The 12,939-nt window shown below is 73.4% G+C and carries 9 protein-coding genes; all 9 read right to left on the minus strand.

The genetic code is table 11. The features are described from left to right. Positions 1-66 precede the first annotated feature (66 nt). On the minus strand, positions 67-3,558 hold the full coding sequence (cydD, locus tag ACFVVU_RS06510) for a thiol reductant ABC exporter subunit CydD (RefSeq protein ID WP_387788590.1): 3,492 nt from the start codon (positions 3,556-3,558) through the stop codon (positions 67-69). 4 nt (positions 3,559-3,562) lie between these two features. Next, positions 3,563-4,588, minus strand: coding sequence for a cytochrome d ubiquinol oxidase subunit II (gene cydB, locus ACFVVU_RS06515; RefSeq protein WP_387788591.1), 1,026 nt, complete (start codon positions 4,586-4,588; stop codon positions 3,563-3,565). Between the two features lie 31 nt (positions 4,589-4,619). Then, the gene (locus ACFVVU_RS06520; RefSeq protein ID WP_387788592.1) at positions 4,620-6,164 is read right to left on the minus strand and encodes a cytochrome ubiquinol oxidase subunit I; all 1,545 of its coding nucleotides are present in this window, start codon (positions 6,162-6,164) and stop codon (positions 4,620-4,622) included. 353 nt (positions 6,165-6,517) lie between these two features. After that, positions 6,518-7,930 (minus strand): oxygenase MpaB family protein, encoded by a 1,413-nt coding sequence (locus ACFVVU_RS06525; RefSeq protein WP_387788593.1) that lies wholly within the window; start codon positions 7,928-7,930, stop codon positions 6,518-6,520. 97 nt (positions 7,931-8,027) lie between these two features. Then, positions 8,028-8,924 (minus strand): oxidoreductase, encoded by an 897-nt coding sequence (locus ACFVVU_RS06530; RefSeq protein WP_387788594.1) that lies wholly within the window; start codon positions 8,922-8,924, stop codon positions 8,028-8,030. 39 nt (positions 8,925-8,963) lie between these two features. Continuing rightward, positions 8,964-9,575 (minus strand): Uma2 family endonuclease, encoded by a 612-nt coding sequence (locus ACFVVU_RS06535; RefSeq protein ID WP_387788595.1) that lies wholly within the window; start codon positions 9,573-9,575, stop codon positions 8,964-8,966. A gap of 127 nt (positions 9,576-9,702) precedes the next feature. Further along, positions 9,703-11,268, minus strand: a complete 1,566-nt coding sequence (locus tag ACFVVU_RS06540; RefSeq protein ID WP_387788596.1) for a sensor histidine kinase — start codon at positions 11,266-11,268, stop codon at positions 9,703-9,705. A gap of 20 nt (positions 11,269-11,288) precedes the next feature. Then, positions 11,289-12,044, minus strand: coding sequence for a response regulator transcription factor (locus ACFVVU_RS06545; RefSeq protein ID WP_380690397.1), 756 nt, complete (start codon positions 12,042-12,044; stop codon positions 11,289-11,291). Positions 12,045-12,337: 293 nt separating this feature from the next. After that, positions 12,338-12,937, minus strand: coding sequence for a hypothetical protein (locus tag ACFVVU_RS06550; protein WP_380689345.1), 600 nt, complete (start codon positions 12,935-12,937; stop codon positions 12,338-12,340). Positions 12,938-12,939: the final 2 nt, after the last annotated feature.

Consider the following 12,939-nt stretch of genomic DNA (forward strand, 5'->3'; position numbering starts at 1 on the left):
GAGGAAGAGCGTAGTTTGTACGCTTTTAGACATAAGGAACGACGCGAGGGCGGCGGTCCGCTCCGGTTATCCGACCGCGGTCGTCAGCAGGCCGTCGGCCTCCCGCTCCCGGGCGTGCATGGCGCGCAGGCGGCCGGCCGGGAGGGCCAGCAGCTCGGACCAGCCACCGCGCTCGACGACCCGGCCGGCGTCCAGGACGATCACCTCGTCGACCGTGGAGTCGTCGAGACCGGCCAGGCGGTGGGTGATCAGGACGGTGGTGCGGCCGGCGGTGGCGGTGAGCAGGTCCGCGGTGAGGGCGTCGGCGGTGGGCAGGTCGAGGTGCTCGGCGGGCTCGTCCAGGACGAGCACCGGGAAGTCGGCGAGCAGCGCCCGGGCGAGCGCGAGCCGCTGGCGCTGACCGCCGGAGAGGGCGGCGCCGTGCTCGCCGACCATGGTGTCCAGGCCGTCCGGCAGGGTCTCGGTGAAGTCCAGCAGCCGGGCGGCGGCGAGGGCGGCGCGCAGCTCGTCCTCGTCCGCGTCCGGCCGGGCGAGGCGGAGGTTCTCGCGCAGCGAGCTGTCGAAGACGTGCGCGTCCTGGGCGCAGAGCCCGATCACCCGGCGGACGTCCTCCCCGGCGAGTTCCCGGCTGTCCACCGCCTGCGGGCGGCCGGCGGCCAGCACCACGCTCCCGGCGTCCTGGTCGAGGAAGCGCAGCAGCGCCTGGGCGAGGGTGGTCTTGCCGGAGCCGGACGGGCCGACCACGGCGATCCGCCGGCCCGGGGCGAGGTCGAGGTCGACGCCGGACAGCGCGTCGGCCTCCTGGCCGGGGTGGCGGGCGGTCAGCCCGCGGACGGCGATCGGCAGCGGCTGCTCGGGCAGGGCCTTCGGCGCGGCGGGCTCGGCGACGGCGGCGGGCGCGTCCAGCACCTCGGCGAGCCGCTCCGAGGCGGCCAGGCTGCGCCGGCGGGCCTGGACGGCGAGCGGCATGCCGGTGACGGCCTCGAAGGCGGCCAGCGGGGTGAGCACCACAACGGCCAGGCAGACCGGGGCGAGCGCCCCGGACTCGACGCCGCGCAGGCCGACGGCAGCGGCGGCGGCCACGGTGAGGCCGGTGAGCAGGGTGATCAGCCCGGTGCCGAGCGCGGCGGTGGTGGCCGAGCGGGCGGCCAGCCCGGTCAGCGCGGTGTCGGCGGCGCGGACGGCGGTGAGCCGGGCGGGCAGCGCGCCGGCCACGGTGAGCTCGGCCGTCCCGCTGAACGCGTCCAGCACGGTGGTGGCGAGCCGTCCGCGCGCCGGGGCCTGGCGGCGCTCGGCGGCGGCCGACCAGCGGGCGGTCAGCGCGGGCACCACCAGGCCGGCGAGCAGCAGGCCGGCGCCGAGCACCAGACCGGCGGCGGGCAGGAAGGCGCCCATCGCGACGGCGGCGGCCAGCGAGACCACCGCGGCCACCGCGGCCGGCAGGCGCCAGCGCAGGTAGTGGTCCTGGACGGCGTCGACGTCGGCGACCAGCCGGGAGAGCAGGTCGCCGCGCCGGAACGCGGGCAGCGCGGCCGGGGCGAGCGCGGTGAGCCGGCGGTACACCGCGGCCCGCAGGGTGCCGAGGGTGCGCAGCACGGCGTCGTGCGAGACCAGCCGCTCGGCGTAGCGGAAGACGCTGCGGCCGATGCCGAAGGCGCGCACCGAGGTGACGGCCATCATCAGGTAGAGGACGGGCGGCATCTCGGAGGCGTAGGAGATGAGGTAGCCCGAGGTGGCCATCAGGGCGACGGCGCAGCCGAGCGCGAGCGCGCCCAGCAGGACGGACAGCGCGAGGCGGGGCCTGGCCGCGTCCGGACCGGGCGCGGGCGCGTCCTCCGGGGCCGGCGGGGTGGGCCGGCCGCGGTGCGCGAGCACCGGGACGGCCGCCGGGGAGGCCGGGGGAGCGGCGGGGCCGTCCAGCCGGACCCGCCGGTCGGCGGCGGCCAGCAGCGCGGGCCGGTGGGCGACCAGCAGCACGGTGCGCGCCGGGTCGGCGGCCAGTGCCCGCACGGTGTCCACCACGGCCGCCTCGGAGGCGCCGTCCAGGTTGGCGGTGGGCTCGTCGAGCAGGACGAGCGGCCGGTCGTCGGCGAGCAGCACCCGGGCGAGCGCGAGCCGCTGGCGCTGGCCGGCGGAGAGCCCCGCGCCGTCCTCGCCGAGCGGGGTGTCCAGCCGGGTGACGAAGTCGAGGGCGTGGGCGGAGCGCAGGGCCGCCCACAGCTGGTCGTCGGTGGCCTCGGGCCGGTAGAGCCGCAGGTTGTCGGCGACGGTGCCGGCGAACAGGTGCGGGTGCTGGGGCACCCAGGCGATCTGCCGCCGCCAGCTCCCCGGGTCCAGGTCGGCCAGGTCATGGGTGCGGCCGTCGGCGGCGGTGATCCGGACGGTGCCGGCGTCCGGGGCGGTGAGCCCGAGCAGGACGCCGAGCAGGGTGGACTTGCCGGCGCCGGACGGGCCGGTGAGCGCGACCGTCTCGCCCGGGCGCAGCACCAGCGCGGCGCCGTCCAGGGCGGGCGCGGTGCGGTCGGGGAAGCGCACGGTGAGGCCGTCGGCCTCGACGACGGCCCCGGCGAGGTCCGGCGCGGGGGCGGTGCCGGCGGCCGGCAGCGGCGTCTCCAGCACCTCGAAGATCCGGTCGGCGGCGGTCAGGCCCTCGACGCTGGAGTGGTAGAGCGCGCCGACCTGGCGGATCGGGAAGTAGACCTCGGGGGCGAGGATCAGGATCAGCAGCCCGGTCTCCAGGTCGAGGCTGCCGTTCACCAGCCGGAAGCCGATCGAGACGGCGACCAGCGCGACCGAGAGGGTGGAGAGCAGTTCCAGGGCGAAGGAGGAGATGAAGGCGATCCGCAGGGTGCGCAGGGTGGCCCGGCGGTAGTCGGCGGTGATCCGGGCGATGGTGGCGGCCTGGGCGCGGGCCCGATTGAAGACCTTGAGGGTGGGCAGCCCGGCGACCACGTCCAGGAAGTGGTGGGAGAGCCGGGCGAGGGTGGTCCACTGGCGGTCCATCCGGGCCTGGGTGGCCATCCCGATCAGCACCATGAACAGCGGGATCAGCGGCAGGGTGCCGGCGATGATCGCGGCCGAGGTGACGTCGGCGCCGACGATCCGCAGCAGCACGGTGACCGGCACGACCACGGCGAGCGCCAGCTGCGGCAGGTAGCGGGCGAAGTAGTCGTCGAGCGCGTCGACGCCCCGGGTGGCGAGGGCGGTGAGTTCGCCGGTGCGCCGGCCCGCCAGGTGGGCCGGGCCGAGCGCGGTGGCGTGGTCGAGCAGCCGGCGCCGCAGGGTGGACTTCACCCGGGCGACGGACCGGTGCGCGGTGAGTTCGGTGAGCCAGCCGACCAGCCCGCGCCCGATCGCGGTGAGCACCAGCAGCGCCAGCGGCGCGGTGAGCTCGTCGAGCCCGGTCCGCTGCTGGAAGCCGCGGACCACGAGCTCGGCGATCAGGCCCGCCTGGGCGACCACCAGGGCCGCGTTCGCCGCGCCCAGCAGGACGGTCCCGGCGAGGAAGACCCGGGTGGTGCGGGCGTACCCGAGGAGTCGGGGGTCGACCGGCTTCACGGCGTCAGGCCTTTTCGAGGGCGGCGGCCGGGTCGTGCCCAGGGATGTGCTGGACACCGATCCGCTTGCGGAACACCCAGTACGTCCAGCCCTGGTAGAGCAGCACCAGCGGGGTGAAGACCACCGCCACGATGGTCATCAGCTTGAGCGTGTAGGCCGAGGAGGCCGCGTTGCTCACGGTCAGGCTCCAGTCCGGGTTGAGCGTGGACGGCATGACGTCGGGGAAGAGCGAGAGGAAGAGCATGGCCACGGCGGCCACGATCGTCACGCCCGACAGGACGAACGCCCAGCCCTCGCGGGCCACCTGGTTGGCGGCGAGCGCGCCGACCAGCGCGAGCACCGCGATCACCAGGGCGGCGAGGCTCCAGCCGTTGCCGTGGTCGGCCTGGGTCCAGATCAGGAAGACCGCGGCGAGCGCCGCCGTCGCCAGGCCGGTGCGCAGGGCGGTGGCCCGGGCCCGGTCGCGGATCTCGCCGACCGTCTTGAGCGCGGCGAACACCGAGCCGTGGAAGACGAACAGGACGAGCGTCACCAGGCCGCCGAGCAGCGCGTACGGGTTGAGCAGGTCCCAGAAGCTTCCGACGAAGTTCTTCTGCGCGTCGATGTCGACACCGCGCACGATGTTGGCGAAGGCGACGCCCCAGAGGAAGGCCGGGATCAGCGAGGTCCAGAAGATCGCCTCCTCCCAGTTGCGCTGCCAGCGCGGCTCGGGCCGCTTGGCCCGGTACTCGAAGGCGACGCCGCGCACGATCAGGCAGACCAGGATGATCAGCAGCGGGATGTAGAAGCCGCTGAACAGGGTGGCGTACCAGTCCGGGAAGGCCGCGAAGGTGGCGCCGCCGGCGGTCAGCAGCCAGACCTCGTTGCCGTCCCAGACCGGGCCGATGGTGTTGATCAGCACCCGCCGCTCGGTGGTGTTCCTGGCCAGCGTCTTGGTCAGGACGCCGATGCCGAAGTCGAAGCCCTCCAGGAAGAAGTAGCCGATCCAGAGGACGGCGATCAGGACGAACCAGACGTCGTGAAGTTCCATGGTGTGTCGGTCCTATCGATCCTCGGGGGCCTCAGTAGGCGAAGGCGAGCGGCTTGTCGGCGTCGTCGTCGGCGGCCGGGCCGCGCAGGGACGGGTCCTTGGCGGGCGGCTGCTCGTCGGTGGCCGGGCCGGCCTTGGCGTACTTGACCAGCAGCTTGACCTCGATGACGGCGAGGATCGCGTACAGCGCGGTGAAGGTGGTCAGCGCGCCGATCTGGGTGCCGATGCCGACGTTGGGCGAGACGGCGCTCGCGGTGGTCATCAGTCCGAAGACGGCCCAGGGCTGCCGGCCCATCTCGGTGAAGATCCAGCCGAAGCTGTTGGCGATCAGCGGGAAGCCCATGGTGAGGATGCCGATCCGCCAGCTCCACTTGGTGAGGAAGGGGCCGAGCTCCTTCGTCGGGGTGAGCATCAGGCGCGGCACCTCCTCGTCGCCGGTGCGGAACTCCGGTGCCAGGAAGCGCTTCTTCCGGGTGGTCCAGAGTCCGATCAGGCCGGCCACGAAGGAGGTCATCCCGAAGCCGATCATGAGGCGGAAGCCCCAGTAGGTGACGAAGATGCTGGGGATGTAGTCCTTGGGGTCGCCGCCGTACTTGGCGGCCTCGGCGGCGGCGGTGTCGTTGATGCCGGGGACGGAGGAGCTGAAGTCGCTGTTCGCGAGGAAGGACAGCGCCGCGGGGATCTCCAGCTCGACCGAGTTGTGGCCCTTGCTGACGTCGCCGACCGCGAAGATCGAGAACGGCGCGGGGGCCTTGGTGTCCCAGAGCGCCTCGGCGGCGGCCATCTTCATCGGCTGCTGACGGAACATGACCTTGGCCAGCTGGTCGCCGCTGAGCGCGGTGCCGAGGCCGGCGACGACGGCGAGCACCAGGCCGATGCGCAGCGAGGTGCGCATCGCGGCGACCCGCTTGGGGTTGGCGCCCTCCGGCTTGCGCTTGGCCTTCCAGAGGTGGAAGGAGGCGATGCCGACCACGAACGCCGCACCGGTGAGGAAGGCCGCGGTCAGGGTGTGCAGGACGACGGTGACGGTGGTGTCCTGGAACAGCACCCGCGCGATGTCGTTGAGCTGGGCCTTCCCGGTGACCGGGTCGACCGCGTAGCCGACCGGGTGCTGCATCCAGGAGTTGGCCGCCAGGATGAAGTAGGCGGAGAGCACGGTGCCGAGCGCGACCATCCAGATGCAGGCGCAGTGCAGCTTCCTCGGCAGCTTGTCCCAGCCGAAGATCCACAGGCCGATGAAGGTCGACTCGAAGAAGAAGGCGATCAGCGCCTCCATCGCGAGCGGGGCGCCGAAGACGTCGCCGACGAAGCGGGAGTAGTCGGACCAGTTCATGCCGAACTGGAACTCCTGGACGATGCCGGTGACCACGCCCATCGCGATGTTGATCAGGAAGAGCTTGCCCCAGAACTTGGTGGCGTGGAAGTACTTCTCCTTGTTCGTCCGCACCCACGCGGTCTCCAGCCCGGCGACGATCGCGGCGAGGCTGATGGTGAGCGGAACGAAGAGGAAGTGGTAGACGGTGGTGATGCCGAATTGCCATCGCGCGATGGTTTCGTGAGCGATTGCCAGTTCCACGTCGCCCTCTCTCCAACCGACCCTGTCGAGGTCATATTTCAGGACAAACTTCATCTATAGCCGGAGACCGCTGCTCAAGCGCGCAAGCTTGTCCGCTTGTGAACGTGAACACGTTCACAAGCATCAGTATCCACCACTCTTACAGGTGATTCACCGGCGGGGTGGGGTTTGACCGGCAGCGATGCCGTGGGCACAGTCTGCGAAGGGCCCCGTCGGACCACAACGAGCGACCGGGCGCGCGCCGCGGAAAATCTGGACGATCCGTACATTGACAGCCACCGGATCCTCCAAGGCGGCCCCATTCGGGCCCCTCCCCCGAGGCCGTGCTCCGGGCCTGCTGGGCCTTGCCGGTCCTAGGCCCGGCCGAGGAGCTGGGTGCCGGGGGCGGAGGGGGCGCGGGCGGTGAAGAAGTCGACGAAGCCGCGCAGGAACTCGGCCACCGTGATGACGCCGTCGCCGTCGGTGTCCAGACGGCGGAAGCCGTGCGAGAGCTCGGCCGGGTGCACCCGGCGGCCGTCGAACAGCACCCGGTACTCGGCGAAGTCCAGCAGGCCGTCCCCGTCGGTGTCGACCGCCGCGAAGACGGCGCGCAGCGCGGGCAGCAGGCCGCCCTCCAGGTAGGCCGGGTCGCGGTCGCAGCCGGCCAGCGTCGCGGCGACGTACTCGTCCCGGCTGATCCGGCCGTCGCCGTCGGTGTCCATGGTCGCCCGCAGCTGCTCCCACCACGCCTCGAACGCGGCGTGCACCCGGCCCTCGCCCTCCTCGGAGAGCTCCAGCTGCCAGCAGACGTTGTGCGCCATCGCCTGCAGGTCGCGGGCGGTGAGCAGGCCGTCGCCGGTCTGGTCGAGGACCTCCCGGAAGAAGCGTTCCAGCCGGGGCGGCCGGGTGTCCTGGCGCGGCATCCGGCGGGGCCGGGACGGCGGGCGCACGCCCGGGGCGCGGTAGCGGTAGCGGTCCGGCAGGCCGGTCAGCACCGCGCGGCCGCCCCGGTGCAGCAGCCCGGACAGCAGCGCCCCGCGGCGGGTGCGGACCAGGCCGAACCGCTCCCGGTAGACCGCCGGGAGGTCCGCGACGGTCAGCTCGGTGACCACCCGGGCCACCAGCGACCGCAGCACCCGCCAGCCCACCGGCCCGAGGAAGCGCAGCCGGCGCGGGCAGGGGGCCTCGTGCAGCATGTCGTACAGCAGGTGTCGCGCCGTCCCGGTGAACTCCAGCCGCTCGACGGTCGTCCGCCGCAGGTAGCCGGGCAGCTCGGCGACGGTGGCGGGCAACTCCCCGGCGGGCAGCCCGAACACCGCCGCGATCTCGGCGAACTCCCGGTACAGCGAATCCAGTTCGTCCGGCGTGTACGGATCCCCGCTCAACTCCCGCATGGCGGCGACCGCTTCGAAGAGGGTGAGCAAAACCCAGGCCCGGGTGGCCGGGTCGTGGGCGTCGTACGCCCGGCCGTCCTCGGTGGTGCCGCGGATCCTCCGGTGCGCCCGGTCGAGCCGCTGGACCTCGCGCCAGAGCTGCTCCTGGTCCGCCTGGAACAGCCGGCGCCCGCTGCGGAGGGTGTGCTCGATCCGGCGCCAGGGGTGGCCGCGGTAGGTGGAGTGCTCCTCCATCCCGGCCGCGACCACCGGATGGGAGGCCTGGAGCACCAGCAGCCGCCAGGCGACGAGCACGATCCGCCACTCCGAGAGGTCCCGGCGGAAGGACACCTCGGAACGTGCCGCCGAGGGTGCCGACGCCGTTGCCGCTGCCGACGCTGCTGACGCTGCCATCCGGGAATCTCCTGGGAGTTGCGGGACCTTCGCGTACGGGCGGGGCCCTTCCCGGCCGTCCGGCGGGGAAACCAGACGCTGGATTGGTCAGACAGTCCTACATAGCAGCTTCTGTCAGTTCTGCGAGGTCCGCCAGGTCCGCCGCGTCCAGGCGCAGCGCGGCGGCGGCGGTGTTCTCCTCCAGGTGCGCCGGCGAGGAGGTGCCCGGAATGGCGAGGATCGCCGGCGAGAGCGCCAGCAGCCAGGCCACCATCACCTGGGCCCGGGTGGCGCCGTACCGCTCGGCGACCCGGCGCAGGGCCGGGTGGTCGGGCACGCCGGTGCCGCCCAGCGGGTAGAATGGCACGAAGGCGATGCCCCGCTCGGCGCAGTCGGCCAGCAGCCGGTCGTCGGCCTCGTCGTGCTCCAGCACGCTGTACTTGTTCTGCACCGCCACCACCGGGGCGAGCGCCTCGGCCTCGGCCAGCTGCGCCGCGTCCACATTGCTGACGCCCAGCTGCCGGATCAGCCCCTGCGCGCGCAACTCGGCCAGCTCGGCGAAGGGTTCGGCGATCGAGGACTGGCTGGGCATCCGGCGCAGGTAGACCAGGTCGAGATGGTCCACGCCGAGCTCGCGCAGATTGCGGTGGACGGCCGCGCGCACGCCGTCCCGGTCGGCCGGGTCCATCCACGACCCGTCCGGTTCCCGGCCGGGGCCGACCTTGGTGGCGATCACCAGCTCGTCCCGGTAGGGGTGCAGGGCCCGCCGGATCAGTCCGTTGGCGGAGACCTCGCGGAAGAAGTAGAACCAGGCGGTGTCGATGTGGTCGATGCCCAGCTCCAGCGCCCGGCGCAGCACCCGCAGGCTCTGCTCGGGGTCGCAGGCGGGGCCGCCCCAGTCGCGGGAGGGCAGTTTCATCGCGCCGAAGCCCATCCGGGACACCGGCAGCTCGCCGCCGAGGAGGAAGGAGCCGGCCGCGGAGGCGTCGGGGACGGGGACATGAGTGGTCGTCATGATCACCATCCTCCCCCGGAAAGCGCTCCGCCGAGCGGGTCAGTCCTGCCGGCCTCCGGTGATCCCCGGACCGATCGCGAACCCCTTCGCCGGTCCCTCCGGGATCACCGCCTCCTCACCGTACGGCGTCCGCTCGGAGCGGGCGTAGGCACCCCGATCGGGGTCGGGGCCGGTGAGGACGGTGACGGCACCGCCGTCGTCGTAGTCATCGATGATCACGTACACGGGGACGCCGGCGGTTGCGTACGCACGATGCTTGAGGACGCGGTCGCGCTGGCGGTTCTTGTGGCCGGGGGAGACGGTCTCGACCATCACGGCGACGCCGGAGGCGAGGATCCCCAGGCCCTCGGGGTGCACGATCTCCTCAAGATCGTCCGGCGCGACGTAGATGTCGGTAATCGTGACGTTGAGACCGCTGATGACGTTTCCGTCGTTTCCCGGAGCCCATCCGGTGCCCCGCAGATGGTCATGGAGGGCGAGAAGCATCCGCCGGTTGATCATCATGTGCCGGGCCCCGCCCGCAGGTGACATCTCGATGGCTCCTTCGATGATCTCCGCGTGGAAGCCCTCGGGAACCTCCATCGCCTTCCACACCTGCCACAGCGCCTGGTCCAGGTCCACGACGGTCTCCTCGGCTACGAGCGCGAACATCGAGACACCCCTCATTCCCGTCCAGTGTGATCAGCCCGCGCGGCCCCGCACAAGCCACGGCCGTACCCTCACACGCCGTCGGCCGATGGCGGGGGTGAGCGAGCGAGGTTCACTCGATCAGGGGGTTTCAGCCCTGGTGGGGGAGTTCCAGGCGGAAGGTGGCGCCGGTGCCCGGGGCGGTGTGGAGGGTGAGGGCGCCGCCGTGGGCGTGGGTGAGGGCGGTGGCGATGGCGAGGCCGAGGCCGGCGCCGCCGCGGCGGTCGTTGCGGCTGCGGGAGGCGTCGACGCGGTAGAAGCGGTGGAAGACCAGGGCGGCCTGGTCGGCGGTCAGGCCCGGGCCGGAGTCGGCGACCTCCAGGAGGCACCGGCCGCCGTCGGTGCCCACGCCGATCCGCACCGGGGTGCCGGGCGGGGTGTGCTTGACCGCGTTGCCGACCAGGTTGGTGACCACCTGGCGCAGCCGCGCCTCGTCGCCGAGCACCGGCGCCGGCCCCGGCGGGCCGCTGCCGGCCGGTCCGGTGAGCGCGACCGGGCGGCCCGGGTCGAGCGCGGTGAGGTCGTGCAGGGCGTCGGCCGCGAGCGTGCGCAGGTCCATCGGGGCGAGGTCGAGCGGGCGCTCCTCGTCGAGCCGGGCGAGCACCAGCAGGTCCTCGACCAGGGCGCCCATCCGCACCGCCTCGTTCTCGATCCGGTCCATGGTGCGCGCCACGTCGGCCTCGGACGGCAGGGCGCCCATCCGGTACAGCTCGGCGAAGCCGCGGATGCCGGCCAGCGGGGTGCGCAGCTCGTGCGAGGCGTCCGCGACGAACCGCCGCATCCGGGCCTCGGACTCCGCGCGGGCGGCGAACGCGGACTCGATCTGCGCCAGCATGCCGTTCAGCGCGATGGACAGCCGGCCGACCTCGGTGTGCGGCGGCAGGACGGGCATCCGGTGCGAGAGCTCGCCGGCGGCGATCCGCTGGGCACCCTCCTCGATCCGGCGCAGCGGCCGCAGACCGGCCCGCACCGCGAAGAGGCCCAGCGCGGCGATCAGCACCAGGACGGCGCCGCCGATGCCGAGGAAGGCGGTGCGCAGCCGGGCGACGGTGCCGTCGACGTCCTCCCGGGAGACGGCGACCATCACGTACGCGGAGGTGGGCGTGGGCGCGGCGAAGACGCTGGCCACCGGGGCGCTCTGCCGCTGGACCGGTACCACCAGCACCCGCCAGCGGTCCCGGCCGCGGCGCTGGTCGGGCAGGTCGAAGGGGGTGTCCGGGTCGACCTTGGCCGGGTCGAAGCCGGCCAGCTGCGGAGCCGGGTCGTTCTCGGAGACCGGCTGGCGCACCACGAACTGCACCTTGCCGTCGGCGGACAGGTACTGGACCAGGTACTGGCTGGGCAGGGTGGCCAGGTACTGCGAGGAGCCGCGCTTGCCGGTGACCGAGAGCTGCTGTTGCTGCTTGGCGTCCGGCCAGTTGAGCCGGGACGGGGCCCGGTGGGCGAGCGGCTCGCCGTAGCGCTCCAGTTGTTCGTCGAGCCGCTGCACCAGCTGGTGCCGGACGGTGCCGAGCACCACGGTGTCGCTGATCACCAGCCCGGTGGTGACCAGCGCGAGCGCGAGCACCAGCAGCCGGGCGCGCAGCGACAGCCGCACGCGGCGGCGCGGCCGGGCCGGGCCCGGCGGCGCCGCGGTCCCCACCACGGCGGTCTCCACGGCGGACGGCTCCGTGCCGCTCAACCCTGCGGCGGGCGGCGCAGGGCGTAGCCGATGCCGCGCACGGTGTGGATCAGCTTGGGCCCGTGGGCCGGACCGGAGTCGAGCTTGCGGCGCAGGTAGGAGATGTAGGACTCGACGATGGACAGGTCGCCGCCGAAGTCGTAGGCCCAGACGTGGTCGAGGATCTGCGCCTTGGAGACCACCCGGCCGACGTTGGCCATCAGGTAGTGCAGCAGCTTGAACTCGGTCGGGGAGAGCGCGACGACACCGCCGCCGCGGGTGACCTCGTGGGCTATCGGGTCGAGGACGAGGTCGGCGACCATCAGCCGGCCGTCCTCGGCCGGTCCGCCGGAGCGGCGCAGGATGGCGCGGATCCGGGCGATCAGCTCCTCCAGGCTGAACGGCTTGGTCACGTAGTCGTCGGCCCCGGCGGCCAGGCCCTGCACCTTGTCCCCGACGCCGTCCTTGGCGGTGAGCAGGAGCACCGGCAGGTGGTCGCCGGGGTGGCCGTGGGCGGGCCCGGCGATGAGGCCGCGGCTGGTCTGCTCGCGCAGCCGCTCGACGACGGTGAAGCCGTCCAGGTCGGGCAGCATCACGTCGAGCACGACCAGGTCCGGACGGTCCGCGGCGACCAGCCGCAGCGCCTCGGCACCGGTCGCGGCCGACGCCACCCGGAAGCCGGAGAAGCGCAGCGAGGCGGACAGCAGCTCGCGGATGTTCGGTTCGTCGTCGACGACGAGGAGGTAGGCCTCCCCCTGGCCGCCGCTGTTCACCGCCGGAGTTCCTGGTGTCGACACAGTGCCTTGCACGGGGGTTCCGCCTCCCGGTCGGACGATGGCGTTCAGCTCGAGGCTAGCCCGGGGAGGCTATGGGCCATCGATGAATGTTGGATTAACACCTTATCGGGCGGTTTCCTGTGGACAGCCCCGCAGGGCGGGGCTGGATGGTGTGCGCACGGCCTCCACCCCGGACCACCGGGCCCCCGGAACGGTGGAGCGGAAGGGGTGCGCGGCCCGGCCCCGGGGAGGTGGGGCCGGGCCGCGCGGGTGTCCGGGGAGCGGCCGGGTCAGCCGGTGGAGGCGGGGCGGGAGGGGGCGGACGGGCCGGGGCCGAAGCCGGTGGCGCCCTCGACGAGCTGGGTCGCGGCGTAGCCGCCGTCCCCGGCCGGGGTGCCGATCACGGTGACGCTCTGGCCGGGCTGCAGGTCGCCGACCTTGCCCTCCTTGTTGAGCTGCACCTTGGTGCCGTCCCCGGTGGTCACCTTGATCGTGTTGCCGTTGGCGTCGGTGAGGTAGACGGTGCTGCCGTCCACGGCCTTGACCGTGCCCCGGGTGCCGTTCTGGCCGCCCTGACCGCCCTGGCCGTTGCGGCGGGTGCCGTTGCCGTTGCCCGGGTAGCCGGACGCGCCCGCCCGCGGCTGCTGCGCGCCGGAGGCGGTGGTCCGCCCGGACCCGGCGGCGCGGTCGGAGCCCCGGTCCCGCTGGTACCAGGCGCCGCCGGCGAACGCCGCCGTGGCGATCACCGCCCCGGCCAGGGCGAGCGGCAGCCACGGCAGCCGGCGGCGCGGCGGCGCGGCCAGCTCGGCGCTGACGTCCCGGGCGTCCGGCGCGGTGGAGAGCAGGGCGACCTGCTCGGCGGGGGTGCGCGGCTCGATCTCGTTGCTCATGG

The organism is Kitasatospora sp. NPDC057965, assembly GCF_042887135.1.
Taxonomy (GTDB): Bacteria; Actinomycetota; Actinomycetes; order Streptomycetales; family Streptomycetaceae; genus Kitasatospora.

Coding starts and splice junctions, on each gene's coding strand:
- cydB (WP_387788591.1), bottom strand. CDS start 4,588: ATGGAACTTCACGACGTCTGGTTCGTCCTGATCGCCGTCCTCTGGATC.
- ACFVVU_RS06525 (WP_387788593.1), bottom strand. CDS start 7,930: ATGGCAGCGTCAGCAGCGTCGGCAGCGGCAACGGCGTCGGCACCCTCG.
- ACFVVU_RS06530 (WP_387788594.1), bottom strand. CDS start 8,924: ATGACGACCACTCATGTCCCCGTCCCCGACGCCTCCGCGGCCGGCTCC.
- ACFVVU_RS06535 (WP_387788595.1), bottom strand. CDS start 9,575: ATGTTCGCGCTCGTAGCCGAGGAGACCGTCGTGGACCTGGACCAGGCG.
- ACFVVU_RS06550 (WP_380689345.1), bottom strand. CDS start 12,937: ATGAGCAACGAGATCGAGCCGCGCACCCCCGCCGAGCAGGTCGCCCTG.